Raw genomic sequence first — 26,167 nt, 5'->3', positions numbered from 1 at the left:
TTTACATGAATTAGCAAAAAAATCGCTTTGATTCAGCTACAATCAAAATGTCATCGAATTGAAATATGCATTTCAATTTGATGCAAAAAAGAATTATTGCTCAAGCATAATATGATGAAGGCAATTGGACATTGTCCGATACGAGTACCATTCAATGACTGATGAAATTGTTATAACTTGCCCAAAATGTGGTTCAAATGAAATTGAAAAACGCAACCATGAACAACTCTTACAAAAAGCAGGTGGCGTGCTGTTAAGCTCGGCTGGCGCTGCTGCGGGCACTGTTGGTGGAGCTGCATCTGGTGCATCTATTGGTGCTGCGATTGGCACCGTGGCTGGTCCTCTAGGCGTGATTATGGGGGGTACCATTGGCACCTTTGTTGGAGCGATCAGTGTAGGCATTACAGGTGGTTTTTTAGGACATCGTTTTGGTAAAAAAGCAGGAATCGTGGTTGATCAAAATATCTATTTAGATTACCAATGTAAAAAATGTAAACACCGCTTTAATATCAAACTCAATGCAGATACACAGAAATAATCTATTTTTAAATGTTATCTTACACGATACAATTTAAGTTTTAGAAAGTGAAGGACTAACTACACTTTCTAAATCACTCAAACACCAAATAAGTAAAAGCAATTACTGGGGCTGATTGGTCTTATTCTCATGTGGAACAGCTGGCTTTTGCATCGCTAAATATTTCTTTTCTTGTTTTTTTACTTCTGGAAAAGACAATACATATATGACTTCTGTTGCTGCAAAAGTTGTATTGATTGTAAACAGCCCCATGACACACAGCATCACTTTAGCACATGCAATTTTCATGATTATTTCTCACTCTTTGTTCAATTTTGACATTAAAGTTATTGTTCAAAAACAAAGCTATTTAAAACAATTTGAGTAAGTATTTATATAGCTAAAATTAGGTATTTTAATGATTATTAATAAGTTTTAATTAAATCATGATAAAATATCAATCAATAATTTTTAAAAAGTATCCTATAAAATTCTGTTCAATTTTTATATTTTCATGATGCAATCATTTGCATTAAATCTCTATTTCTCTTGTAACACCTCAACGATGAATTACAAGAGAAAAGTAAAATTTCAAACTGTATTAGCCATTCAGTTTTTTTACAATTTCACCCAAACGTTTGCCTTGTACTTCACACAAGACTTTTTCGTCTTGGCTCAAGCCTAAATCATGACGTGGGCCACTGACATGACTCGCACCATACGGCGTTCCACCTGACTTGGTATTGGATAATGCAGGCTCAGCATTGGTTAAGCCCATGATCATCATGCCATGATGAAACAATGGCGGGAGCATGGTTAAAAGTGTACTTTCTTGTCCACCATGCATTGAACCTGAAGAAGTAAACACGCATGCAGGTTTATTATGTAATGCACCATTTAGCCAAAGACTGGTGGTTTGGTCCCAAAAATATTTCATTTCTGATGCCATGTTCCCAAAACGTGTCGGGGAACCTAGCGCCAAACCAGCGCAGTGCTGTAAATCATCTAAAGTACAGTAAATATCCCCTTCTTCAGGAATACTGGCTTGTGCTTCTGTCACGACAGTAGATAAATTCGGCACAGTACGGATTTTTACAGCAACGCCTGTGGCTTCAATACCATTTGCAATCAAATGCGCCATTTCTTTGGTTGAACCATATTTGCTGTAATACAGAACTAAAACATATGCTTGCATAATCTTTTTTTAAACAAGTGAAAAAGAAAACTATACGGTATTTTGCTGTGTTTTTGGTTAAGCTGTAACAGTAAAGTTGAATAAACATGATGAAAATAAATTGAGACAGATTAAATATGATGGATTTACTGAAAAAACTTCCCTTTTATGACAAAACTTGGTTTCAGTTTATTTTGTTTGTCATTAAACGATTTGAAGCAGATCGTTGTCGTGATCAAGCAGGTTCTTTGACCTATACAACACTCTTTGCAGTTGTACCGATGCTGACGGTTTTTTTGGTGATCATTTCATCCATTAAAGCACTTGAGCCTGCCCGACAACAATTACAACAAATGATCTATAGCAATTTTTTGCCTAAAACCAGTATTGCCTTTGATAAAGCCTTTAATGTCTTTACTCAAAACTCAAGCAATTTAACCGTGATCGGGGTGCTTTTTCTATTTATTACTACAGTGATGATGTTGACCAGTATCGAAACTGTATTTAATCGAATTTGGCGAGTACAAGAAACCCGTAATGGTATTGTCGGTTTTATGCGTTATTGGACGATTATTTCTTTAGGGCCGATTTTACTGGGGAGTGCTTTTGTTATTTCTTCAACACTCGCATCTATGAATGTGTTAAGCAATAACTTTGCAGGTTATCAAGTTGATGGTACAGCCTTATTGTGGGTGATTTCTTTTGCCTTAACGGTTATTGGCTTTTTCATTTTGTATTGGACGATTCCAAACCGTAGTGTACCGATTAAAGCAGCAGCAATTTCTGGCTTATTTAGTGCGATTGTTTTTGAGTTATTGAAAAATCTATTTGGTTTTATCATGACCAACTTTACCAGTTATACCATTGTATATGGGGCTTTTGCAGCAGTACCTATTTTCCTGTTATGGATTTTTATGTCATGGAACATTGTCTTACTTGGCGTTGAGATTAGTTATGCCCTAACCGCATTTCATACTGGCAAAACCCAAACTCGTCATCCGATTTTGATGTTATTGGATGTTTTAGAGTTATTTTATCAAAAGCAAAAAACAGGTAAAGCAGTTACTGATGCTGAAGTATTAAAGATTTTGGGTCGTGGGGAAATTGGTCGTTGGCCTGCTTATGTGGTGATGTTAGAAAAGTTAAATTTGGTCACTCGTACTGACAATAATGAATATGTACTTGCTCGAAATTTAGATACGATTGATTTTTGGACATTCTATACAGCCTTACCTTATCCACTACCACGTCGTAAGGATGTGGGCAACATTCATCCTGATGATGTTTGGATGCAACGCATCGGCCCTGCTTTAATTGAGTCTGATGAATATTTGGCAGCAAAACTGTCTATTCCACTTTCGACAATTTTAGAGAGTAAATGATAACTTCTGCATCTGTTATTTATAAAAATGCAAAATTATTTTTAATTGATTATGCCTAAATTCTACTATCGTGAGGCGACATGGATGTCGCTATTGGGTGGAGGTTTCAGGGATGAACCTCTCACCCAACAAAGGATTTTTGTCACTTTTCATCCTTGAAAAGTGAGGCATCGCCTACACAAACTACATTAACCTTGTTCATAAAGTATGAGGCAATCCTAACTCGAAAAAGATTTTTCACTTCTTTTTATTGAATATCAAATCACTCATTATAGCTTTTTAGTTTTTCAAAGCTTTTATTTTAGGGGTTATCCAACCTTGTAAACTAACCACTAAAATCCCCAACATCACCAAAGTTGTTCCTAAAATAAAATTAAACTCAATCTTTTCATCTAAAAAAATAACACCAAAAGCGATTCCGAATAACGGTGTTAAAAATGAAAATACCCCTAAATGATTGGCTAAATAATTTTTCAACAACCAAAACCAAATCATCAAACTAGCAAAAGACATAATCAAAGTATGAAATGCCAAACTCGACAGCGTCAGTAGCGTCCAACGAATCTCCGTTTGCCCTAAAGCAAAAGCCAAAGGCATTAATAAAATAAAACCACCCATGAGCTGATAAAATAAAGTTTGAGTTGGATGCACCTCTGAAAGTTTACTCAAACGCAAACAAATCGTGGTCAGTGCCCACATCACACCTGCGAGTAATGCCATTGCATCACCCAATAATACTTTAGAAAATTGCCCAGTTTGTGTGTCTTTGCCGATAAAGGTCACCACAATCCCAACAAATGCAATAAAAATACCACTCCATTGCAAAGCAGAAAGACGCTCTGAAGCAAATTTCCAATTTAGCCCCAAAGCCACAAAAATCGGAGCGGTATATAGCAAAACCACTGTATGTGAAGCCGAAGTAAAACGTAATGCTTCTGCCACAAGAAAAAATTCTGCTGAAAATAAAAAGGCTAAGCCCATCCCTGCCAATAAATATTTTTTAGAAAATAAACCAACACCTTGTGGAAGCTTGATCAATGGATACACCATCAATGCAGAAAGTCCACATCGAATAGCAATTTGCATAATCGGGGCAATGTCTACGGCAGCAATCTTCAATACCACTTGTTGCAAGCCCCAAATCATACATAACACCAGCATGAGTCCTGATGCTTTAGCATCAACTGCTTTACGCATTTCCACAAGATTGATCCTGACGAGAAGAATGACATGACTATAATCTTGTCTTTTTTATAGGATATACTTTAAAACAGACAATTTATCCTGTATTTCAGGCAATTTTAAAATGCTCAATAAAAAAGCCCAACGTCTTGAAGATTACACCCGATTACTGACCAATGATGACATCCAAGCACCGCTTTGGATTGATTTTCGGGATGATCCTGCTTTGTCGGTTTATCCTATGCATCGGCATGCTTGGGGAGAGTTTGTCTATGCTTTTAACGGTGTGATGGAGGTGAATATTGACCAGATTAATTATCTTACCCCGCCACCTTATGGTCTGTGGTTACCACCAAATTTACAACATAGTGGGCTGAATCGAACCTCAGTTTCTCATGCAACTTTGTATATTCATGAGTCCTTGTGTCAGCAACTGCCCCAACAAGCAGGGATTTTACTGACATCACCTTTGGTGAGTGCGATTTTATTACATTTAAAACAACATCCTATAAACAATGCAGCCGAACATTTGCGCCTATTACAAGTATTGCTTGATCAATTACAGTATGCCCAATACGTTGCCAGTTATTTACCACATACCGATCATCCACACTTGAAACAGATTTTAAATTATTTACATGAAAATCCTGCCGATCAAAGTGCTTTGTCTGAACTAGCCAAACAGATCAATACCACTGAGCGGACTTTGGCTCGTTTAGCTCAAAAACAGCTGGGGATGTCGTTAAATGAATGGCGACAACGCTTAAAAGTGATGAAAGCGATGAGTATGTTGAACGAAGGCAAAACGGTGGAAAATATTGCCCTTGATTTGGGCTATGCCAATGCGTCTGCTTTTATTGCCATGTTTAAACGCTGGATGGAGATCACGCCCGACCAGTTTCGCAAGTCATTGAACTTTTAAATTATTTTTAATGTAAAAAGAGCTGTTATTTGACAGCTCTTTCTTAAAATATTGATCAATATTTTATTTAACGACTTATCATTATAAATCGCACTTTTACATGATTGACTAAAAACTTACATCGCTTGCTGCTCTCGATTTTCACTTTCAAGATATGCCTCTAAAGAGTCATCTAAAGCATATAACCACGGCGTATGATGTGGTTTCGACATTTTACCCGTCATGACAGAACGATAGGTTTTATCCCTAAAGCTCATGATGCTTTCTTTTTTATGCTTTTTCCACTGCATAAAAATATCATTTACCGCATCAATATCAAAACTTGGATAATCAGTAGCTGCAATCAATTGCTTGATATATTCACCTTGGAATTTCACCATTTGCTCAGGCGTTTTTAACTTACTTTCACGTGTGATCCACATTTGAGAATGTGCTTGCATGTCCGCCAATGCAGGTAATTCAATTTTCCCCATGATAATGTCACGCACATACCAAGCTTGTGCATCGAACATATTGAAGGTGTACCACTGGTCTTGCATACCCAAATAGAACAGTTTTGGATTATTTTCCCAAACCACGCCTTGATATAAAGATTGCGGATACAAGCAATTATGCGTTTTGAGTCGTAAATCTTCCGCCATATAAGGGAAATGGTGCAAATAACCCGTACATAGGATAATCGCATCAATTTTGGCAGAACTTCCATCACCAAAATAAGCGGTATTTTCATCTACTTTTAGCAAATGCTGCTTTTCAGACCAATTTTTTGGCCATTTATAGCCCATCGGTTGACTACGATAACAACTATAAATTTGCTTGGCGCCATATTTATAACATTGTGAACCGACGTCTTCGGCAGAATAACTACTTCCGACAAGCAGCACTGTTTTACCTTTAAATTCAACAGCATCACGAAAATCATGTGCATGTAGAATGCGACCATTGAACTGATCAAAACCTTCATATTCAGGGACTTTCGGTGTAGAGAAATGTCCTGAAGCAACCACCACATAGTCAAACTGTTCTGAATACACTCGATCTTGGGTATGGTCACATACTTGAACGATAAATTTTTCATTCACTTGATCATATTCAACATGACGTACCGCAGTATTAAAACGAACTAGATCTTTCACACCTGCCTTTTCAACACGTCCTTTGATGTAATCCCAAAGCACTGCACGTGGTGGATATGATGCTATCGGCTTTTTAAAATGTTCATCAAAAGTATAATCGGCGAACTCTAGTGCTTCTTTTGGTCCATTCGACCATAAATAACGATACATACTCCCATGTACCGCTTCACCATGCTGATCTACACCTGTACGCCAAGTGTAGTTCCATAGTCCGCCCCAATCGTTTTGTTTTTCGAAACATACAATTTCTGGAACTTGTAGACCTTTGGCCTTTGCCGATTGAAATGCTCTCAGTTGAGCCATACCACTTGGTCCAGCTCCAATAATTGCAATTCTCGTCATTGCTATCTCCATTAGTTTTGAGTTCTTTGAAAAAGCACCTAATACAAATGAATCATCTAGAAATAAAATCCCATAAAAATGATCTTTAGATTTAAAAAAAGAAAATAGAACCTTAATTCTAGATGTAACCATCGCTCAAATTAGAATGCTTATGCGTAGAAGTGTGAGCACTTAGAGGTCAAAATAAATACGCTTTTATCGTATCGGCAACCCCTAAAAATACTGTAAAACTCACACAAAGTTTCAACACAATATCATAAAAAGTGATTAATTTCTAAGTAGATCATCAAAATTAAGAATAATAAAATGTTACAATTATTGTTATTTATTGAAATTATTCATGAATTTAATTTTAACAAAAAATAAAAAATGGACACTCTGCCGCTACAGAGTGTCCATTTTTAGACGAATTTACTTCGTTTAACTTGGATTTTATTTTACAAAAGTTTGCCAAACAAAATCTTGTTTTTGACCATTTAAAGTCATGGTCAATTGATCACCTGAAACCAATGCAGCTACTCCCGCAGGCGTACCTGTCATGACCACATCTCCCGCCTCCAAAGTAAAGACTTGGCTCATATCACACAGTAAATCTGCAATGCTAAATAACAATAAGGACGTATCACCTTTTTGGCGCAGCTCACCATTTACTTTAAAGTCAAATGTCACGGCATTCCATGCTTTGACTTCGCTGGTATCCACCCAATCTGCCAAAACACATGCGCCATCAAACGCTTTAGCACGTTCCCAAGGTTGACCTTTTTTCTTTAAATCATCTTGTAAATCACGTAGTGTTAAGTCTAAACCCAACGTCACTGCCCCAATCGCAGCAACCGCTTTTTCAGGATCATTTTCATTTTTTAAAGTATGATCTATACGCAAAGTCAGCTCACATTCATGATGTAAACTGCCTAGAGCTGTATTCCATGAAATTCCATCGTGTAATGAAATTAAACTACTGGGTGGTTTGATAAATAATACTGGACGATCTGGAATCGCATTGCCTAATTCTTTGGCGTGATCTGCATAACTACGACCGACACAGATAATTTTTGATGGACGAATACTCATAAATTTCCCTTTCTCGTTTTTGCTGCAAACAGTTTATTTTTTAAAGGTATTTTTAAATATTGTTTGATCCGCTGGATCAGCAAATGCACGTTTTGGCACGATGATCACAGTACGATTTTTTAACTCGATCATATAGGTGAGTTTGCCTTCTTGAAAATACTGCACATCACTATATGGAAATGATTTCTTTGGGCGACCACTAGAAAAAATTTCGGCATGATCTTGAAATAATTCAATTCCTTGCTCACTTTTACCAAATTGATATTTAATAAACTGTCGCTTAAACATCATGGGTAAAAACCAATAACGTGTCAGACCTTGCAAAAGCAAAAAGAATAAACCCAAAAAGACATAATAACGTCCAACTGTTTCCATGCCCAAATAAAAGCCATATGCCATGATCGCAACACTTACGATCGGCGTTAAAAAGCGTGAAATTTGTTTTTTACCTAAAGCTGCAAGCTTAAAACCATCTTGTGATTCTTCTAAATTAAGATAATAACGTGCAGATAATGCAGGCTGAATGTCTGACATAGTGCTTCAATATAAAATTAAACGATACCAAGATATTACACTAGAAAGCGCATTCAGCCGAGTTTTGATGATAATTTGCTTGCTTAATTTTAAAATTTAGGTCAATTCAAAACTGAGCATTTTCATGTAAAACATAGCTGTAAAATGGAATACAAAAATAAGGACACAAGGATGAGAGCGATTCATCAAACCCTCTGCACATTCGTTTGCTTAGCTGCGAGTTCATTCAGTTTTGCCCAAATTGTGACATGGGCGGACAATATTCCAAGCAGTCTCAAACCCTTTCAAAACAACGCACAACAACTCGCCAGTTATGTGCAGGATGATATTTTCATCTATCCACAGGTAGCCACAAAAACCAGTTTACCTACTCTAAAAGCCAATCCAAATCCAACCGCTCGCTTTACTTCAGCTGCGATTATTGTGCCTGTCAGCAGCCAAGAAGTTGCAAAGACTTTAGGTAATTACAATCAATATGTTGGACTATTTCCTACTTTAAAATCAGCCAAACTGATAGAACAAAAAGGCAATGTCAGTCAAATGAAATATCGTGTGTCGATTCCTACACCAATTCCTGTACTGAATTTTAATGAAGATGTAGTGATGCAGCACCAAATCGCTAACAATAGTATCTCGACTATGGTGATTGATGCGCCACTGCCTTATGCAGTAGGTAAACTAGAATGGTTTGCTCTGGGTGATAAAAAAACCTTAGTCACCTTAACCCAATGGGGCGATACCAGTCAGCCGAAGGGATTTTTATTTAAACAGATTTTAAATGCGATTCCTGAAGCCAAACTCGGTATTCCCACAGGTACAGGTGCTTTTGTTTTAGAATCACTTAGACAACGTTTTGGCCTTAAAAATACCATTGCACTTGCTGCTGGTCAGTTACCAGAGCCAAAACTTTCTACGGCGCAAATTCAAAAAATTGACAATTTGAGTGAAAGCACAGGACAACCTGTCAGTATTTTAAACATGCCAACCACTGTACCTTATACACATGGACGGGAAATGCTACGTTTTACCACAACTTATCAAGCATTTAAGGAATCACCACAACAATTACAAAAATGGTTGCAGCCGATGTCATACCAAAGTGTTTTCCCACGTCAAATTAAGAAAATTACAACTTCTGCACTCACCGCACAAGGTCAAGATGCAGACATTAAAGTCAGTATTGGCCTTGGTGTTGTCAGCATCCCTTTTGACTTTAAAATGCATTTTAATTTCCCAAAAAATAATGAAAACAACTTCTTTGCTAATGGTGGAGATTTACGCTATTTAAAAGGACAAGTTCAATTGAATCCGCAAGACTCAGGCACTTTAATGCGTGTCACTTCTGCGGTAAAAGTTGATGAAAAAGCTCCTTTTTTACTGCGGGCGGCACGTAGCTTGCCTTATCATGATATGTTGCCTTCGACAGGAGGAAATGCGGTATTTACCCAAAAAATAAAAGCGCAAAGCAAATCATAGGCCAAAATAAACATGTTACAGGGACGCAGTCGATATTTAGTCAGCATATCCGCATTATTATTCATTGGATGTGAAAAAATGCCTGAATATCAAGTCCCTATTACTCTTGAACCGCAATACACTTTTGTTCCACCACAACATGTGCCTGAATTAGATCAGCATGGTTATTTATTATTTAATACCACCGCATTCAGTCAAAAACCATTACATAAAATTTATGATGAATATCGTTTTCATTATGCCCACTTCAAGTGCCCAATCAACGACAAATTTGAAGTGACTGGCTCTATTGCTGCGAATGAACTTGAAGATAATCCGATTATTTATGAAAATCATCATTTTAAATATGATGTTTTATTTACCATCTGCCCTGAAAATGACGCATCCAAACTGGAATGTATCTATGACTTTAAACAATTAAAAGCATTGCCTAAAGAACTTTCTTGTCGTGTCATTTTTGGACGAATGTTTGGGCGTAGTACTGTAATTGCGGAAAATATTAAAATGGATATTTCACAGCTTGAACATGCAAAAGTGCATGAACCACCTCAGCTCGAAGAAGTTGAATAATACGATTTATTTCAGGCACAAAAAAACCGCAATTAAGCGGTTTATTGTCAATTTAACATCTGCCGATGATCAAGTTGGTGCGCTCAGAGAGATTCGAACTCCCGACCCCTTAGTTCGTAGCCAAGTGCTCTATCCAGCTGAGCTATGAGCGCGACGTCTTGATGGGACGCATTATACGCTTTTTCCCTTTATTGAAAAGGCTTTTAAAATTATTTTTTAACTAAGTGTTTATGAATTAGACATACCTAACATAGATTGTTGATAATTCAAACAAAGTTAACTGTGATTGTTCTCATGCTCACTCAACCAACAGATCTTTTGGATTAATGGTATCTCCATACACAGGTTTTAAGGTCTTTTCATAGGCTTGTTGAATGACACCTTCTTTCGATAATTTCTCCAAATCTTGGTTTAACCAATCCAATAATTCTTTATCACCTTTTTTTACTGCGGGAGCAATCAAGTCATGTTGTCCTAAACTAGCAATACCAACGGTATAGTTTGGATTTTCTTTCGCCCAAGCGAGAACTAACAGGTTATCATGTGCCAAAGCCACACCACGTCCATCTTTCAATGCATCAAAGGTTTCTGTATTTTGCTCATATTTTTGCAGCTTAATTTCTGGATGAGATTTAGTGAAGAAAGAATCTGCTGTGGTGCCTTTATTCACCAATAATGTTTGATCTTTCAATTGATTAATATCTGTAATAGGCTTATTTTTAGGTGACACAACCCCCAAAGCAACTTTTAAATACGGCTTAGAAAAATCCACCACTTCTGCTCGTTCAGGTGTAACTGTAAAATTAGCAAAAATAATATCTACTTTATTGGCTTTTAAATATTCGACACGATTTGCGGCTTCAGTCAGAACAAACTCGACTTTATTTTCATCACCCAATAAGTCTTTGGCTACATGTTTTGCGATTTCAACATCAAAACCCTGATTCTTACCTTGTGCGTCTAAATAACCAAAAGGTGGCTTATCACTAAATACCCCTATACGAACTACACCATTTTTCTTAATCTGCTCAATACTTGATTCCGTTTTTTCAGCTTGTGCTGTATTTTCGGTTGTCGATGTATTTTTATTACAAGCGACCAAACCCAAACTTAAAACAGATGCTACTAATAATTGAGTGGCACTTTTAATGGATATATTCATTTTATTTTCCTCATCTTTTAATCATTAATTTGATGTGACATCTAAAAAAACTTTTGAATCTACACTGTTGCCATAAATAGGCTTTAAGGTTCGATTGTAAATATTTTGAATTTCACCTGATTTCTGCAAACTACGAATTTCTGTATTTAACCAATTCAAAAGTTCGGTATTGCCCTTTTTTACCGCAGGTGCAATAAAATCTTCATTACCAATCTTGGCAATCCCAACGCCAAAATCAGAATTTTGTGCTGTCCAAGCAAAGGCATAGGTGCTGTCTTGTGAAATAGCATCTCCACGACCATCTTTGAGCGCATTAAAAGCATCTGTATTTTGCTCAAACTTTAATAATTTGATTTTTGGATAATTCTTACTGAAGTAACTGTCTGAACTTGAGCCCTTATTCACCACCAAAGTTTTACCTTCAAGTTGCTGAATATGAGTAATTAATTTATCTTTAGGCGATACAATCCCAAGCGCTGCTTTTAAATATGGCTGTGCAAAATCAACAACCTCCTTACGCTCAGGGGCCACCGAAAAGCTGGCAAAAACCACATCAACTTTATTTGATTTTAAAAACTCGACTCGATTCGCAGCTTCTGTAGGAATAAACTCAATCTTATTCTCATCGCCAAGTAAATCTTTACTAACACGTTTAGCCAATGCGATATCAAAGCCTTGATTATTACCTTGACTATCGATATAACCAAATGGTGGATTATCAGCAAACACAGCCACACGTAGAACACCATTTTTCTTGATTTGCTCAAGTGAACTCTCATGAGCTTTATCCTGCTGATTTGCAGTTTCACTCGTTAATGAGCTATTGCCTTGACTACATGCTGACAGTAACAATACTGTAAAAATACTTGCTGTTAGAATTGGAATTGATTGTCGATATACACCCATATTTATCATTACTCGCTATTTTTATTACATTAAGAATCAATAATTCAGCATATTTAAAAATGCTTTGGCACGTTCTGTTTGAGGAGATTTAAAAAACTGTTCTGGAGTACCTTGTTCAATGATCTTGCCTTTATCCATAAAAATAATGCGATCTGCGACTTTTTGTGCAAATGACATTTCATGTGTAACGATTAACATCGTCATGCCTTCATGTGCAAGTTTGAGCACCACATCTAGTACTTCACGCACCATTTCTGGATCTAAAGCCGCAGTAATTTCATCTAAAAGAATGACTTTAGGTTGCATCACCAATGAACGAACAATCGCAATTCGCTGCTTTTGCCCACCTGACAATTGACGTGGATAATCAAGTTTGCGCTCATACAAGCCCACTCTTTTGAGCAGTTCATCTGCAATCTTTTCAGCTTCAGCACGATGACGTTTTTGAACTTTTAAAGGACCTAATAAAATATTATCAATCACATTCATATGCCCAAAAAGTTCATAGTTTTGAAACACCATTCCAATTTTCTGGCGAGCCTCCACCCATGATAAATCTTGTCCCAATACCCCAGCGCCATTCAACCGAATAACTCCTGCCTGAATTTTCTCCAAGCCATTAATACAGCGCAATAAAGTACTTTTCCCACATCCAGAAGGGCCTAGAATCACAACGACCTCACCCTGTTCTACGTCTAAATCAATGCCCTGTAAAATATGACTTTCTGCAAATGATTTCTGTAAATGTTGTATAGATAACAAAGCCATAGTGAATCCTTACTCCCAAATCTTTTCTAAATGGATTGCCAAACGAGACAAGGGATAACAAATAATGAAATATAAAATAAAGATCAGTCCGTAAATCCATAAAGACGCATTAGGAACAATAAGTAATGAATTTTCAATAATTTGTTGTCCAACTTTAATAACCTCTACTACCCCAATCAGCACTGCCAAAGAACTGGTTTTGACCATACGTGTAAATAAATTAATCGCACCAGGCGTCACACGTTTGAGGCTTTGCGGAAAAATCACATAAATCAAAGTCTGTACAGGATTTAAACCCAATGCATAAGCTGAATCTCGTTGATGCTGATCGATTGAAGTAATCGCTGCTCGCACCAGATCACCCATTTCGGCTGTTCCCCACAAAACAAAAACCACGATACAAACTAAAACTGCTGAAAGTTGCCAATTAAACCACGTTGCAAATCCAAAATAGAAAATGAACAACAGAACCAAAATAGGAATGATTCGGATTGTTTCTAGATACAATCGACAGATGCTTTTGATCAATAGGTTTTTTGAAGTCATAACAACCCCAAAAATCGTGCCGAAAATTGCGGAGAAAAATACTGAAATAAAAGCAATTTTTGCAGTAATCCATAGCCCCTGTAATAAACGATAAAGGTGATCGGGTTGAAATAAATAATTAAATTCCATGGCTCACCTTTCGGCTACGATATTCTAAGTAACTGGTAAGCATCGAAACTGGAAGTAAAATGATCAGATAGGAAATGACCAATAAAAACAATGCTTCTGTAGTTTTATAATCCATTCCGATTAAATCTTTTGTCACAAATAGCAACTCGACCACAGCGATCGCACTGACCACAGAACTTTCTTTAATGAGAAATAAACAATTCGCACCTATTGCAGGTACTGAAACAGCCAATGCTTGTGGAAAAATGACATATTGAAAAACTTGTATTGGACTCAATCCTATACTTTCACCTGAATCAATTTGTCCTTTCGCAACCGCTTGCAAACCTGCACGAAAGGCTTCTGCCATATAACTTCCACCCAAGAAAGTTAAGCCAATAACGCCACAAGTAAAGCCATCAATTTTGATGCCGAGTTTAGGTAAGCCGTAATAAAGAAAAAATAGCTGAATAAGTAATGGTGTATTACGTGATAGTTCAATATAAATTTTGGCGATTTTGTCAAAAACTTTGACATGGTAAGTAATCAAAATACTGCAAATCAGCCCGACTAATATTGCAAGAATAATGCTGATGATTGAAATTTTGAGTGTCGTCAAAGTCGCAGAAACAAACTGTGGCATCACACTATAGATATATTGCCAGTTCAAAGAAATCGTCCAAATATTTTTGTTATGCTTTGTTGTAAAGCAGAAAAAGTGATTTTGAACAATCTTACAGTGGTTATTTTTTCTAAAGAAATATTGTTATTAGATAAACTTTTCTAAAAAATGAATAGCCATTTTTATAGTTCATATCTCCTTTAAATAGGAAATGATCTATTTCGATAAAACTTTTCAACATACAAGCACAAAAAAATCGCAACATGTGCGATTAATTTACCATCCAAAGATGCTTAAGTTGGTGCGCTCAGAGAGATTCGAACTCCCGACCCCTTAGTTCGTAGCCAAGTGCTCTATCCAGCTGAGCTATGAGCGCATTACTTAGTAGATGTCGTATCACGACGTCGTTAACTTCCAGTGGTTCTTTAAATGTGGTGCGCTCAGAGAGATTCGAACTCCCGACCCCTTAGTTCGTAGCCAAGTGCTCTATCCAGCTGAGCTATGAGCGCATCATTAAAAAACGTGGCGGTGAGAGAGGGATTCGAACCCTCGATACAGTTGCCCGTATGCATCCTTAGCAGGGATGTGGTTTCAGCCACTCACCCATCTCACCGTAACGAGCCGCCATAATACAAACTAAAAGCTAATTCAGCAAGGGATGATTTAAAAAAAATACTATTTTTTTGCTTGATTACATATTTTTTAAACAATTTTTATGAATTTGTGCTTTTTTCATACTACAAACTACTCTAATTCAATGAAAATTGAAGAAAATCCACAAAAATTTAAATTTTAAATAGATTCTTGCAATCATTTACGTGCAGTCTTTGCCTGTATGACTTATGCTAATCTTATCTTCTGACAAGAAACCAAATACATGATGAAAAATTGGGTCGATCCTGAAGCTAAAGCTGAAGCCGAACGTTACGACAATCCTATCCCAAGTCGTACCCTTATTCTTGAAACAATTGAGCAAAAGCAAGAACCACAATCACATGCTGACTTAGTAGATTTCTTTGCAATTGCTGATCAGAAAAGTATTGATGCCCTGAGCCATCGGCTAAGTGCTATGGTGCGCGATGGTCAATTGATGAAAGATGGCTTTAAATATCAGTTCATGGCAGATCAACCAATATTAGATGCAACTGTTTATATCAACTCAAAAGGTCTAGGCGTTGCCAATATTGATGGCAAAAAAGAAGAATTTTTATTGCCTGAACGTGAGTTACGCCAAGTCTTTCATGGCGACCGTGTCAAAGTGCAGCAAACTTCTGTTGACCGTAAAGGTAAAGCTTGGGGCTATATCACTGAAGTTACTCAGCGCCGAGTGAAACAGTTGATTGGTAAAGTCGCTGAGTTTGAAGATGAATATTTCATTCAACCAGCCAATCCGAATGCACATCAACCGATTACTTTAGAAAAAGAATTGATTGAGCATGCCAAAGCCAAAGTCGGTGACTCTATCCGTGTCGAAATTGATGATTATCCAACCCGTGATGAATTTGCCACTGGGCATGTGATTCAATCGATGGCAGACAAAGCAGACACTGAGATTATTATTCCACAAACCATTTTGGAATATGGTCTGCCTTATGAATTCCCAGAGGAAGTCGTTCAAGAAGCAGAAAGTTTTAAAGAACCTTCCGAAAAAGATCGTGAAGGTCGAATTGATTTGCGTGATTTACCGCTCGTTACCATTGATGGTGAAGATGCCCGTGACTTTGATGATGCAGTTTATGCTGAGAAACGTCCGGGTGGCGGTTATCGTGTCGTAGTAGCGATTGCCGATGTGAGTCATTATGTGCGTATCGGAAAACCATTGGACGATGAAGCACAAGAGCGTGGAACATCGGTGTATTTCCCACATTTTGTTTTGCCAATGTTGCCTGAAGCATTGTCAAATGGCTTATGTTCTCTCAATCCTGATGTTGACCGTTTGTGTATGGTCTGTGATTTGAATCTTAGCCGTGCAGGACGAGTGACTAAGTTTGAGTTCTATCCTTCAGTGATGCACTCACAAGCCCGTTTAACCTATACGCAAGTTGCTGAATACTTTGAAGGCAATAGCGCAGCCGTTCCTGAAAATCGTGATGTTCGTAAATCCTTAAATACCCTATTCCAACTTTATCAAGTCCTCAAAGGCTTACGTGCCGAGCGCCATGCGATGGAGTTTGAAACTGTCGAAACCTATATGACTTTTGATGAGTTAGGCGGCATTAATGAAATTTTACCTCGTACACGTAATGATGCGCATAAACTGATTGAAGAATGTATGTTGCTTGCAAACGTAGCAGCCGCAGAATATTGTTTAAAAAATGATATTCCTATGCTGTACCGTGTGCACGAAGCACCAGAGTTTTCACGCATTCAAAAAGTCAAAGATTTTGTAAAATTACTCGGTTTACCTTTCCCTGATCAGCCGACACAAGCCGATTATCAAAAGGTGATTGAAGCAACCAAAGACCGTATTGATGCACCAAGTATTCACGCTGTGTTATTACGCTCAATGATGCAGGCATATTATGGCGCAAAAAATGTCGGTCACTACGGTTTGGCATATGAAGCCTATACACACTTTACTTCACCGATTCGCCGTTATCCTGATTTGTTGTTACATCGTGCGATTAAAGCCAGTTTAAGCACCAAGAAATATCCGCTTTCAGGTGCGGCATTAGATGATGCGGGCGAACATTTCTCAGGTACAGAACGCCGTGCAGATGAAGCTTCTCGTTCTGTCACTTCATGGCTGAAATGTCACTATATGCAGCAACATTTAGGTGAAGAATTTGTCGGCGTGATCAGTGCAACGGCTGAGTTTGGCTTATTCGTGACACTGAAAGATTTGTATGTCGATGGCATGGTGCATGTCAGCCAACTCGGTGATGATTTCTTTATCTTCGATCAAGCAAGTCAAACGCTGGTTGGGCAAAATCGCGGGCAAGTTTTTGGTTTAGGTGATGAGGTTAAAATTAAAGTTGCTGGGGTAAACCTTGAAGAACGTAAAATCGACTTTGAATTATTACAGCAACTTTCTCATGCAGGGCGTGTGATTCGTAGTCGTGCGCCACGTGTTGCCAAGCCTGTGGCAAAGGAAGAAGTTTTTTCTGACCGTTCTGCAAAAACAAAATCTGACTCAAATGGTTCAAATTTGAGTGATGATGGAGAACGTCCCATTCGAAAGAAAAAGCCCAAAGGCAAGCCTAGCTCTTACAGCAAAAAGCCTGCTAAAAACACTGCAACGAAGTCTGAAACGAAGACTAAGGATAAAGTGAAGAAAAAAGCGAAAAAGAAAAAGTCGAATGCTAAGACTAAAAGTGAATAATTAGATATAAAATAAGGGCGCTTCGGCGCTCTTATGGATTTAAGCTCATAAGAATACAAGAAGAGAAAATATGACCAAAACCAGCATAATTATATTTTCATTATATATTCCTTTCAGCCATGCTGAAACTATCATTTATCAAACTCATTCTATACCAACAAAATACAATTTATTTTCAGGTAATATCCCCTATATTCAAGGCAAAGACTTTGATCAAGTCAATCAACAAATTAAACAACAGTTATTGGCTGATGAGGATACTCCAATTAATTTTAGCTCTGAAAAAATTTATCAAAATCAAAATTATTTGAGTATTCATACTCATTTAGAAATTGAAGGAGGTCGAAGTTATTATCGTGAAAAATACTTTGTGGTCGATCTGAAAACTAAAAAATTATCAACCCTTAAACAAATACTGAAAAAATACCAACTCTCAGAAAAAATGATCACAGCACGAATTGCTGAGCAAATCCGCCCTTGTATAAATGATTTAATCATTCATAAACCTGAACTATGTGAAAGCATAGATATGCAATACTTATTTAAATATTATGCGGAAGATCAAAATTTCATTCACTTAAAAAATGCAGACAGCTTTTATCTCAAAAAAAATATTTTAGGGATCAGCTTTGACGCAGGGGCTTATTCTGTTGCATTTGAATACAACCTTAAAACAGGAAAAATCCAATAAGAAAGTTTAAATTTATTGCCAACGCTTGATTTCCCACCTTAAAAGCCCTACATCTAATCATAACGAAACATATTTGGCATAAAGACATGACATTAGAAAAGGCGACTTTGCCTGTACCTCAATTTGACAAAATCACTTTAGCGCAACTCAATCAAGATATTGAAGCTTCTATTCAGGATGGGCAGCGTTTTTTAAATGAACTTTCTAGTGTTCCAGAAACATTACAACAGCAACTTAATATTTTAGAAAAAATTGACACCCTTGAAAACAACATGAATGAATCATGGGGCGTGTTATCCCATCTAAATGCAGTGATGAATAACACAGAAACACGTGAAGTCTATCAAGCACTTCTACCGAGTCTAAGTGAATATTACACTCAATTGGGTCAACATGTTCCACTCTATCAAAGTTATCAGCATGTTTATGACAATGCGATTTTCAATAATCTCCCAGCAGCACAACAAAGTGCAATTAAACTTGCTTTACGAGATTTTAAACTGTCAGGCGTAGCTTTAGAGGGCGAAGCCAAAAAACGCTATGCAGAAATTTCTGCACGTTTGTCACAACTCTCCTCAGATTTTTCTAATCATGTTTTAGATTCAACTCAAGCATTTTTCTTGCCTTTAAATGATGAACAACTTAAAGGTTTGCCACAAAGCAGTATCGAACTGTTAAAGCAATATGGTCAACAACGTGAACTCGATCAAGCGGTTGCAACTCTAGATATTCCGTCTTATTTGGCGATCATGACCTATGCAGAAGATCGTGATTTACGTGAACAGCTTTATAAAGCCTATACCACACGTGCATCAGATTTAGCTGCTGATCCACAATATGACAATGCACCTATCATGGTTGAAATTTTAAGTCTGCGTCAAGAAATGGCGAAACTTTTAGGTTTTGATAACTATGCAGAATATTCTCTTGCTTCAAAAATGGCGCCTGATGTTGAAACTGTCAATCAGTTCTTAGTTGATCTTGCCGAGCATGCACGTGTGCCTGCTGAAAAAGAAATTGTCGAACTTAAAGCCATTGCAACACAAGATGGCATTACCGAATTACAAGCTTGGGACACGACTTTTTATTCTGAAAAATTAAAAGTTCAACAGTTCAACTTATCTCAAGAAGATTTAAAGCCCTACTTCCCTGCAGCTAAAGTGATTCAAGGTTTATTTAATGTTGTCAATCGTTTGTATGGCATCAATGTCGTAGAACGTGAAGCACCCGTTTGGCATCCCGATGCCCATTATTATGAGCTAGAAGATCAAGGTTCAGTCATCGGTGGTTTTTATTTCGACCTGTATGCACGTAGTGGCAAACGTGGTGGCGCATGGATGAGTGGTTTCCGCTCTCGTATGCAAACGGAAAATGGTTTACAAAAGCCGATTTGCTATATGGTTGGAAATTTCACCCCACCTGTTGGTGATCAACCTGCACTACTCACCCATGACGAAGTGAACACATTGTTCCATGAGTTTGGACATGGGCTACACCATATGTTAACCGAAGTGGATAATATTGCCGTGGCAGGTACACATGGCGTGGCGTGGGACGCTGTAGAGTTACCAAGTCAGTTTATGGAGTTTTGGACTTGGGACAAAGACAGCCTCGACTTACTGTCTGAACATATCGAAAGCAAAGCGACTTTACCAGAAGACTTATTAAAAGCCTTATTGGATGCTCGTTTCTTCCAATCTGGCATGCAAACTTTACGTCAAATCGAGTTCGCCCTATTTGATCTAACCATTCACAAACTCACACCTACTTTAAATGCAGAACAAATCCAAGCGACTTTGGATGATATTCGCGAAAAATTTGCAGTTGCCCCAACCACAGCAACCAACCGTTTTCAAAATAGCTTTAGTCATATTTTTGCAGGGGGCTATGCCGCAGGGTATTATTCTTATAAATGGGCAGAAGTTCTTGCTAGCGATGCTTTTGATCGCTTTGAAAATGAAGGTGTTTTTAATACGCAAACAGGTCAAGAGTTCCGCAAAGCCATCTTAGCAGTCGGTGGTAAAGATACGGCTTTAGATGCTTTTATCAATTTCCGAGGACGTGAGCCTAAAATTGATGCTTTGTTGCGTCATCAAGGTTGGACGAATGCCTCTAAAAACGCTTAAACTACGCATGTAAAATTAATTATGTGGTGAGTGTATGAATATCAAACGTCGTTTCATTGCGGGGGCAAAATGCCCAAGATGTGAGGCGATGGATCGAATCGTCATGCTCACCACTGGCGATGCTGAATGGATTGAATGTATCGAGTGTGATTATTCTGAAAACCGCCCTACCCATGTAGATGCACCTGAAGAAACCGCACCCGATGAGATTGGGGTTATTCAATTCAAACCTCGTTCATCAAAATAAATTTGGACATAACATGCAATTAGATACAAGAAATAATTCAAAATTAATATGGCTTATTGCTGGGGGATTGGTCGTTATTATCGCTTTAGCCAGCGCCTTATTTTGGCTTAAAGCGGATCAAGGTCAAACAAAAACAGAAGCCACTTCTACACAAAAAGCACCTCCGAAAGCAACTGCACCACCACTCGCTCAGCCTTTGGAACAAACTGCTGCCTCTGAAGCCACAACACATACACTTGTTGATAAAACGATTTTAACAGAACCAGTTTCTGAGAATGAAAGCTTAGCAAAAGAAGAAATTGCGAAACTCGAAGATATTCAAAAACAATTACAAGATCAACAACAGTCTTTAGAGTCTCAACATGCTGATGCAGATCAGTTGATAAAGCTCAAAGAAGAACAATTAAAACTGCTCGAACAACAGCTAGCTGCCGAACAAAAACACTCTTAATATTTCGACCTAAACATCATTTAATGTAAATTGAATGATGTTTTTTATTAAAAATAAATAAAGCATTACCTATAAAGTAAAGTTAAATCTTCAAGAAAATATAGACTTACTTATTAAAGAAACATAGATAAATGAGAAGCTAAAAACACTATTTAAACAGTATACTTATGACTATTTCTTATTCTTAGTCGGAACTTTAATATTATAAGACATTAAAAATACAGTGAATTTATTTCTTTTATTTTCATTTATAATTAATTTTTCAATAGACACATTTAACCAGTAGAGTGTTTCCAATACTATAATTTTCTTTGCTAAGAAGATGTCATTTCAACTTTCTATCAAAACAAAAAAGCACCCGAAGGTGCTTTTCTTAATGGTCTAGATTATTTATTTGCATACCAGTCAAACATATTAAGTAAGTACGGTACGAAAGTTACGATCACTAAGGATGAGAACAAGACAATGATTGGTAATATCCAACGCTCATAACGATAGTAGAAACTTGTATATTTCTCTTTCGCTTCTGCATCGGCGGCGGCGACTTCTTCATCCCCGACCGAGAGCCTCGTCAGCAAGTGGTTCAATGCAACAGGTGGTGCAACATAACCAAATTCAAAGGCAACCAATACGATCATCCAGAAGTGAATTGGATGAATGCCATTCTCATATGCGACAGGTGCTATCGTTGCAGCAACCAAAATCACCGCACCAAATGGATCTGTCGTCATACCGATAATTGCAAGCAACATTGCCAAGAATGCCAATGACAACATAATGCTACCCATATGTGTAGGTACCATGGTCACGATTTCACTACGCTCAATCAGACCACCCATACTCGCAGAAAGCGCCATAAGAATGATCAATGCACCGATATGCCCAACACTTTCAGATGAAGCAAACCAGATTGATTTACCAAATCCACGCTTGCTTTCAGCATCAGTATTATGTGTGCGTAAATACTCTGACTTTTTCTCATGTTCATGCGCCAATGCACTATTGTACTGTGGTACTGGAACACGATCACCCAAGTATTTATCAAACAAAATATAAGCCAAGAGCATGATAGGAAGAATCACAGGCGCAGTAAACTCATCCATTTGTGTATCCAAGCCATAGCTATAGAAACCTACAACTAATGCTGTGATGATCACATAAGGAATAACTGGCACCAACGCTCTTAACATACCTGGAACAGCAATTTTTGGTGAGTTAATACGGAATTTATCTTCAGCAAGATACAACGATACCCCAAGGAAAATAAATGCAGTTAACCAGAATACATAAATACCATGATCAAATAATTCATCAGATGTTACATGACGACTGTCTAACATCGAGATCAAAATGACCAATAGACATGGACGTAACACAACCCCTAATGAACCTGACATTGCAGAAACTGCCAGTGCGTATTGACGACGTGCGCCAGAGTTCCACACTTCACGATAAATAATCGCACCTGCTGCCACAACGAAAATCCCTGAAGCACCTGTATATGCTGTTGGAATCGCAGCAGCAATCAAGATAATCCAAGTCAAGGTTTCAGGCGCAAGATTCCATGGACGTAAAATCGCAAGGAAAACATCCATGATTCGAGTTTGTGTTAACAACATACCCGCCCAGATAAACAAGGCTAAGTTCAGGAAGATTCCAGAGAACTCCACCAATTGACCAAGGTAAATCCCTTGCCCCATTGGGTAGTCCATAAAGAAGGTAAATGCAATCCCGGTTAAAATTGCCATGAATGCATACAAAGGAATACTGATCAGCGAGAGTCCAATGTTGCCGCCTTCTTTGGCAGTTTTAGGAATGAAAAACAGCTGATATAAACTAATGAGCGTCAAACTTACGAAGAGTATCATCCATAAGTAATATCCCCAAATCGTTTCATAAGTTGATTCCACCCCAGAATTAATCACAGACTGATATTGACTCCAGACTGAGTATGACAACAAGCCGTTACCCAAAATCATGGCAAGTGAATACACTCTAAAATCAAGCTTGGTTGTTGGTGGACGCAAACTAATATGATGCATTTTCAATGATGCAGAGATCGCTGAAATCACAACCATCAACAATAAAATCAAGACACGGTTTTCTGTACCAAACTTAAATAGCCAGAAAAAGCCTGTTTCCATTGTACGATAGTTACGAATAGAAGGATGCTGCTCCAAGTGCTTCATTGACTTATCATAAAATGCAAATTTTTCTTCACATTCAGTTTTTGCAGCCATGAAAGATTGACGCACATCTGCTTCTGGTGTCACACCAAAGAAACTCGCGTCAGGGTCACTTGCTTCAGCTTTCATGCGTTCTTGAACGAGCGCATCAATATTGGGATTACGATCACAACTTGGTTTCGTGGGTTCAGCTCTTAAAAAGGAATATTGCATTCCGATTTTTTCGTCACCATATAAGCGTTCGCCAATACGCAACATTTGTCCATGAATCATTTCCCCTGTGCCAATTAATAAGGTCAGTAAGAGAAGCATTAGGACGATAAAAGTTGAAATCCATTCTGTCCATATATGACCAATCAGTCCTAAGCCTGATTTTTTTTCTGTACTATCATTCATGATAATTCCATTTTTATCTATAATCTTATAAATCTTTTATAAGACTGATATTTTTATAAGTTATGAGTTACCTAAACGTCCTCATTTCCTATTTTTATTTCCACTTCTAAATCTGCATGCTTTCTCAATTAAAAAGTATGGCAGCGTTACGTTTTTTTTCGTGCATTTTTGTCAAGTATAAAGCGATAAAAGCACATTAATTTACTTAATCTATACATATTAATAAATAATTTTAAATCAAAAACAACATCTTAATTTCATTTTCAACGATGAAAAGCTTTTATTTCTTGATCTTAAATATTTTCTCAATTTTTATAAATATTGTTTAAAAACAATAAAGCCAATTGAATTTTAACAATTATTTTTCTTTCAAAAGTTGTTGATAGGCTAAATATGCGATTGCGCACACAGCTCCCCAAAATGCACCAACCAAATGAGCTTCTACCAATACAGGACTCCCAATCAGTTGGGACGTTCCAATCTGTCCAAAAGTATTTTCCCAAATTAATTTTGCCACTACCAAAACAAGCACTAATACAGCAAAGTTACGTTCTTTACGAAATTTTAAGTAGAAAAATGCTGCTGCGACATACAAACCATGCAATATGCCTGATAATCCTGCATAAGCTTCGATATTTGGATATAAATAATAAAAACTTAAACTGCACAAAGGCGCTAAAATAAGCAGCAGTAAAATAATAAAACGATTTTGAATATGCGGAAATATAAAAGGCAAACAGGCAAATGCAATCATATTTAATGCAAAGTGTACCCACCCTACATGTACCCAATGCGCTGTCCACCAACGCCAAACTTCTGTAAAAAAAGTATAACGCCAATAAATAAAATGAGATTGAAAGATTTGCAGACATGCTGAGATACACGCACAACTTGCTATGAATAGCATACGCTTATTGAACTGAATATCTCTCATATCAAGCCTCTCTAAAATAACAAGAAAAGCCGAAGCTTTTCTTGATTATAAATATTTCACTTGAAAGGAAATGTTGCTTTTTCGCTGTTAAGGCGTTGCTTCTTACTGGGTAGACTCAGTTGGTGCTGAGCTTTCTTCTGGGCTTGGAGATGCAGGGGTATCTTCAGTTGCAGGCGCAGAACTTTCAGTTGCTGAATCACCTAAACCATCAAATAACTCATCGTCACCTGTTGCACCTTGATCATCCCAGAATACAGTCATGCCATCATCTCCAGCACGTACACCTGTATTTTCAGTCCAATAACGGTCTGCAATAGATTGAACCATTTGTCCTGCCATTGCATCAATCAATCTAAACTCAGGATTAACAGGCTTATCTTCTTCTCGAGATGCTGCATAGGTACGTAATGCTTCACGAATACGTGCATCATCACCACTTGCTTGGGCTGAAACAGCGTATAAAGCATGCGCTAAACGTACACCTTTTTGTTCACCGATTTGCATTGACTGTTTTAGTGTTTGATATGGATCTGGTTTACCTTCATCCGCACCTGGCAGTAACGTCCAAATCACGGCACGTGTCGCCATTGGCGCACCCCAGAATTTATTATTATCCAAACATGCCATACCACGCTCAACGATTGCAGCAATATCTTTCGGGACATTGGCAGCACCGCCTGAGTTGATATCATTGGTCATGGCTTGTAAGCCACTGATCATGCCCAATAAATAAATGGTCTGATCTAAATCCTTTTTCATGGTTGGACAAGAGTCACCCAAAGTATATTTGTATTTGGCTTGCCAACGCTCTGCAAATAATTGATAGCCTGTATATTGGCGTGTTGCAGCCAATGCAGCCCAACGCTTTTGTTCTACACGAGCATCTTGCGCTTCTGAAACTTTTCCATCTTTAGACGCACGTAAATAACGCAGCTCAGCATCCAAAGCACGATTTTCCGCACACATTCCAGCAGCAGCATAAAGCAATACGGCCATACGTGTTGGGTCAGCGCCCATATCTTTGGTTGCCATAATCGCAGGTGTTAATGCATTACCTGTTTGGCATGCCATATCAGCATCACCACCTGCCAAAATTGGAGGAACAATATGATTCTCACTAAAGCCTAATGCAACATTTGCGCCCGACTTAATAACATATGAACAGCCTGATAATACAGATGTGGCAATCACTGCGGTCACCATAAGTTGACCAATTCTATGGACTCTAGACATACTTCCTGTCCTCTATGTAATTGTGTTTATGTCCTTTTTGCTTAAAATATCAGATGCCTTACTTGAATAAAAGAGTAATTGCTCTAATTTTATTGATTTAATCTGCCATATTTAACTATAAATTGAATTGACCGTAGGATACCCAAAGTTAAATTTTAGGCAA

The 26,167-nt window shown here is 37.7% G+C and carries 23 protein-coding genes, 4 tRNA genes and 1 pseudogene; 10 read left to right on the top strand and 18 right to left on the bottom strand.

Features of this window, described 5'->3' with window-relative positions; genetic code table 11:
- Window positions 1-154: 154 nt before the first annotated feature.
- Entirely contained in the window at window positions 155-538 is a 384-nt protein-coding gene (locus tag HUS24_RS12960; RefSeq protein ID WP_173912354.1) for a hypothetical protein, read from the top strand.
- Window positions 539-640: 102 nt separating this feature from the next.
- Here HUS24_RS12960 and HUS24_RS12955 read toward each other — a convergent pair whose 3' ends face one another.
- Both HUS24_RS12955 and wrbA read right to left on the bottom strand, forming a co-directional pair.
- Window positions 641-826: a hypothetical protein gene (locus HUS24_RS12955; protein WP_173912353.1), complete on the bottom strand. Its 186-nt coding sequence runs from the start codon at window positions 824-826 to the stop codon at window positions 641-643.
- A gap of 292 nt (window positions 827-1,118) precedes the next feature.
- Window positions 1,119-1,712 (bottom strand): NAD(P)H:quinone oxidoreductase, encoded by a 594-nt coding sequence (gene wrbA / locus HUS24_RS12950; protein ID WP_173912352.1) that lies wholly within the window; start codon window positions 1,710-1,712, stop codon window positions 1,119-1,121.
- A 116-nt stretch (window positions 1,713-1,828) separates the two neighbouring features.
- Here wrbA and HUS24_RS12945 point away from each other — a divergent pair, with 116 nt between their 5' ends.
- Complete coding sequence (locus HUS24_RS12945) at window positions 1,829-3,073, top strand: YihY family inner membrane protein (RefSeq protein ID WP_173912351.1); 1,245 nt, start codon at window positions 1,829-1,831, stop codon at window positions 3,071-3,073.
- A 279-nt stretch (window positions 3,074-3,352) separates the two neighbouring features.
- Here HUS24_RS12945 and HUS24_RS12940 read toward each other — a convergent pair whose 3' ends face one another.
- A complete protein-coding gene (locus HUS24_RS12940; RefSeq protein ID WP_173912350.1) occupies window positions 3,353-4,276 on the bottom strand; it encodes a DMT family transporter in 924 nt (307 codons plus the stop codon).
- Between the two features lie 103 nt (window positions 4,277-4,379).
- Here HUS24_RS12940 and HUS24_RS12935 point away from each other — a divergent pair, with 103 nt between their 5' ends.
- On the top strand, window positions 4,380-5,177 hold the full coding sequence (locus tag HUS24_RS12935) for a helix-turn-helix domain-containing protein (protein ID WP_173912349.1): 798 nt from the start codon (window positions 4,380-4,382) through the stop codon (window positions 5,175-5,177).
- A gap of 116 nt (window positions 5,178-5,293) precedes the next feature.
- Here the strand turns inward: HUS24_RS12935 and HUS24_RS12930 are convergent, their stop codons facing one another.
- The 3 genes and pseudogenes from HUS24_RS12930 to HUS24_RS12920 form a co-directional block, all read right to left on the bottom strand.
- Window positions 5,294-6,655 (bottom strand): NAD(P)-binding domain-containing protein, encoded by a 1,362-nt coding sequence (locus HUS24_RS12930; RefSeq protein ID WP_173912348.1) that lies wholly within the window; start codon window positions 6,653-6,655, stop codon window positions 5,294-5,296.
- A gap of 432 nt (window positions 6,656-7,087) precedes the next feature.
- Window positions 7,088-7,732, bottom strand: a pseudogene (locus HUS24_RS12925) (fumarylacetoacetate hydrolase family protein); the annotation flags it as partial.
- A gap of 27 nt (window positions 7,733-7,759) precedes the next feature.
- Entirely contained in the window at window positions 7,760-8,260 is a 501-nt protein-coding gene (locus HUS24_RS12920; RefSeq protein ID WP_173912346.1) for a YcxB family protein, read from the bottom strand.
- A gap of 171 nt (window positions 8,261-8,431) precedes the next feature.
- On the opposite strand from HUS24_RS12920, the gene HUS24_RS12915 reads away from it, so the two are divergent.
- Both HUS24_RS12915 and HUS24_RS12910 read left to right on the top strand, forming a co-directional pair.
- A complete protein-coding gene (locus HUS24_RS12915) occupies window positions 8,432-9,736 on the top strand; it encodes an SRPBCC family protein (protein ID WP_173912345.1) in 1,305 nt (434 codons plus the stop codon).
- Between the two features lie 78 nt (window positions 9,737-9,814).
- Entirely contained in the window at window positions 9,815-10,306 is a 492-nt protein-coding gene (locus tag HUS24_RS12910) for a hypothetical protein (RefSeq protein WP_173912344.1), read from the top strand.
- 75 nt (window positions 10,307-10,381) lie between these two features.
- Here HUS24_RS12910 and HUS24_RS12905 read toward each other — a convergent pair.
- The 9 genes from HUS24_RS12905 to HUS24_RS12865 all read right to left on the bottom strand — a co-directional run bounded on the left by HUS24_RS12905 (window position 10,382) and on the right by HUS24_RS12865 (window position 15,031).
- Window positions 10,382-10,458: transfer RNA gene (locus HUS24_RS12905), tRNA-Arg, on the bottom strand.
- A gap of 146 nt (window positions 10,459-10,604) precedes the next feature.
- Window positions 10,605-11,468 carry a cysteine ABC transporter substrate-binding protein gene (locus HUS24_RS12900; protein ID WP_173912343.1) on the bottom strand — a complete coding sequence of 288 codons (864 nt, stop codon included), beginning with the start codon at window positions 11,466-11,468 and terminating at the stop codon, window positions 10,605-10,607.
- A gap of 24 nt (window positions 11,469-11,492) precedes the next feature.
- The gene (locus HUS24_RS12895) at window positions 11,493-12,374 is read right to left on the bottom strand and encodes a transporter substrate-binding domain-containing protein (RefSeq protein WP_254433860.1); all 882 of its coding nucleotides are present in this window, start codon (window positions 12,372-12,374) and stop codon (window positions 11,493-11,495) included.
- 36 nt (window positions 12,375-12,410) lie between these two features.
- The gene (locus HUS24_RS12890; RefSeq protein ID WP_173912341.1) at window positions 12,411-13,142 is read right to left on the bottom strand and encodes an amino acid ABC transporter ATP-binding protein; all 732 of its coding nucleotides are present in this window, start codon (window positions 13,140-13,142) and stop codon (window positions 12,411-12,413) included.
- 9 nt (window positions 13,143-13,151) lie between these two features.
- A complete protein-coding gene (locus HUS24_RS12885; RefSeq protein ID WP_173912340.1) occupies window positions 13,152-13,817 on the bottom strand; it encodes an amino acid ABC transporter permease in 666 nt (221 codons plus the stop codon).
- Window positions 13,807-14,466, bottom strand: a complete 660-nt coding sequence (locus HUS24_RS12880; RefSeq protein ID WP_217424356.1) for an amino acid ABC transporter permease — start codon at window positions 14,464-14,466, stop codon at window positions 13,807-13,809. Before HUS24_RS12880 ends, HUS24_RS12885 begins: the two co-directional genes overlap by 11 nt.
- Window positions 14,467-14,717: 251 nt before the next feature.
- Window positions 14,718-14,794 (bottom strand) — tRNA-Arg (locus tag HUS24_RS12875).
- A 56-nt stretch (window positions 14,795-14,850) separates the two neighbouring features.
- Window positions 14,851-14,927: transfer RNA gene (locus HUS24_RS12870), tRNA-Arg, on the bottom strand.
- Between the two features lie 14 nt (window positions 14,928-14,941).
- Window positions 14,942-15,031, bottom strand: a tRNA-Ser gene (locus HUS24_RS12865).
- A gap of 264 nt (window positions 15,032-15,295) precedes the next feature.
- Here HUS24_RS12865 and rnr point away from each other — a divergent pair.
- From rnr to HUS24_RS12840, 5 genes are all read left to right on the top strand, one after another.
- The gene (gene rnr / locus HUS24_RS12860) at window positions 15,296-17,740 is read left to right on the top strand and encodes a ribonuclease R (protein ID WP_254433859.1); all 2,445 of its coding nucleotides are present in this window, start codon (window positions 15,296-15,298) and stop codon (window positions 17,738-17,740) included.
- Between the two features lie 70 nt (window positions 17,741-17,810).
- Window positions 17,811-18,431, top strand: coding sequence for a hypothetical protein (locus HUS24_RS12855; protein WP_173912339.1), 621 nt, complete (start codon window positions 17,811-17,813; stop codon window positions 18,429-18,431).
- 71 nt (window positions 18,432-18,502) lie between these two features.
- The gene (locus HUS24_RS12850; protein WP_173912578.1) at window positions 18,503-20,557 is read left to right on the top strand and encodes a M3 family metallopeptidase; all 2,055 of its coding nucleotides are present in this window, start codon (window positions 18,503-18,505) and stop codon (window positions 20,555-20,557) included.
- A 40-nt stretch (window positions 20,558-20,597) separates the two neighbouring features.
- Window positions 20,598-20,804, top strand: a complete 207-nt coding sequence (locus tag HUS24_RS12845) for a YheV family putative zinc ribbon protein (RefSeq protein ID WP_173912577.1) — start codon at window positions 20,598-20,600, stop codon at window positions 20,802-20,804.
- Between the two features lie 13 nt (window positions 20,805-20,817).
- Window positions 20,818-21,255 (top strand): hypothetical protein, encoded by a 438-nt coding sequence (locus HUS24_RS12840; protein WP_173912338.1) that lies wholly within the window; start codon window positions 20,818-20,820, stop codon window positions 21,253-21,255.
- Between the two features lie 386 nt (window positions 21,256-21,641).
- Here HUS24_RS12840 and HUS24_RS12835 read toward each other — a convergent pair whose 3' ends face one another.
- The 3 genes from HUS24_RS12835 to HUS24_RS12825 form a co-directional block, all read right to left on the bottom strand.
- Entirely contained in the window at window positions 21,642-23,837 is a 2,196-nt protein-coding gene (locus tag HUS24_RS12835) for a TRAP transporter large permease subunit (RefSeq protein WP_173912337.1), read from the bottom strand.
- A gap of 358 nt (window positions 23,838-24,195) precedes the next feature.
- Window positions 24,196-24,771: a rhombosortase gene (gene rrtA, locus HUS24_RS12830; protein WP_173912336.1), complete on the bottom strand. Its 576-nt coding sequence runs from the start codon at window positions 24,769-24,771 to the stop codon at window positions 24,196-24,198.
- Window positions 24,772-24,873: 102 nt separating this feature from the next.
- Window positions 24,874-26,004, bottom strand: a complete 1,131-nt coding sequence (locus HUS24_RS12825) for a hypothetical protein (RefSeq protein WP_173912335.1) — start codon at window positions 26,002-26,004, stop codon at window positions 24,874-24,876.
- Between the last annotated feature and the right edge of the window lie 163 nt (window positions 26,005-26,167).

This window comes from Acinetobacter sp. Marseille-Q1618 (assembly GCF_902809855.1).
Classification (GTDB): Bacteria; Pseudomonadota; Gammaproteobacteria; order Pseudomonadales; family Moraxellaceae; genus Acinetobacter.
Note: the sequence above shows the minus strand (reverse complement) of the source record. Positions and strands in the feature narration are given on the sequence as shown.

Excerpts from the sequence above, each read along its gene's own strand:
- HUS24_RS12895 (WP_254433860.1), bottom strand. The coding sequence starts at position 12,374 with ATGGGTGTATATCGACAATCAATTCCAATTCTAACAGCAAGTATTTTT.
- HUS24_RS12930 (WP_173912348.1), bottom strand. The coding sequence starts at position 6,655 with ATGACGAGAATTGCAATTATTGGAGCTGGACCAAGTGGTATGGCTCAA.
- HUS24_RS12955 (WP_173912353.1), bottom strand. The coding sequence starts at position 826 with ATGAAAATTGCATGTGCTAAAGTGATGCTGTGTGTCATGGGGCTGTTT.
- HUS24_RS12960 (WP_173912354.1), top strand. The coding sequence starts at position 155 with ATGACTGATGAAATTGTTATAACTTGCCCAAAATGTGGTTCAAATGAA.
- HUS24_RS12890 (WP_173912341.1), bottom strand. The coding sequence starts at position 13,142 with ATGGCTTTGTTATCTATACAACATTTACAGAAATCATTTGCAGAAAGT.
- HUS24_RS12840 (WP_173912338.1), top strand. The coding sequence starts at position 20,818 with ATGCAATTAGATACAAGAAATAATTCAAAATTAATATGGCTTATTGCT.
- HUS24_RS12920 (WP_173912346.1), bottom strand. The coding sequence starts at position 8,260 with ATGTCAGACATTCAGCCTGCATTATCTGCACGTTATTATCTTAATTTA.
- HUS24_RS12915 (WP_173912345.1), top strand. The coding sequence starts at position 8,432 with ATGAGAGCGATTCATCAAACCCTCTGCACATTCGTTTGCTTAGCTGCG.
- wrbA (WP_173912352.1), bottom strand. The coding sequence starts at position 1,712 with ATGCAAGCATATGTTTTAGTTCTGTATTACAGCAAATATGGTTCAACC.
- HUS24_RS12900 (WP_173912343.1), bottom strand. The coding sequence starts at position 11,468 with ATGAATATATCCATTAAAAGTGCCACTCAATTATTAGTAGCATCTGTT.
- HUS24_RS12835 (WP_173912337.1), bottom strand. The coding sequence starts at position 23,837 with ATGAATGATAGTACAGAAAAAAAATCAGGCTTAGGACTGATTGGTCAT.
- HUS24_RS12825 (WP_173912335.1), bottom strand. The coding sequence starts at position 26,004 with ATGTCTAGAGTCCATAGAATTGGTCAACTTATGGTGACCGCAGTGATT.
- HUS24_RS12910 (WP_173912344.1), top strand. The coding sequence starts at position 9,815 with ATGCCTGAATATCAAGTCCCTATTACTCTTGAACCGCAATACACTTTT.
- rnr (WP_254433859.1), top strand. The coding sequence starts at position 15,296 with ATGATGAAAAATTGGGTCGATCCTGAAGCTAAAGCTGAAGCCGAACGT.
- HUS24_RS12855 (WP_173912339.1), top strand. The coding sequence starts at position 17,811 with ATGACCAAAACCAGCATAATTATATTTTCATTATATATTCCTTTCAGC.
- HUS24_RS12935 (WP_173912349.1), top strand. The coding sequence starts at position 4,380 with ATGCTCAATAAAAAAGCCCAACGTCTTGAAGATTACACCCGATTACTG.
- rrtA (WP_173912336.1), bottom strand. The coding sequence starts at position 24,771 with ATGAGAGATATTCAGTTCAATAAGCGTATGCTATTCATAGCAAGTTGT.
- HUS24_RS12945 (WP_173912351.1), top strand. The coding sequence starts at position 1,829 with ATGATGGATTTACTGAAAAAACTTCCCTTTTATGACAAAACTTGGTTT.
- HUS24_RS12885 (WP_173912340.1), bottom strand. The coding sequence starts at position 13,817 with ATGGAATTTAATTATTTATTTCAACCCGATCACCTTTATCGTTTATTA.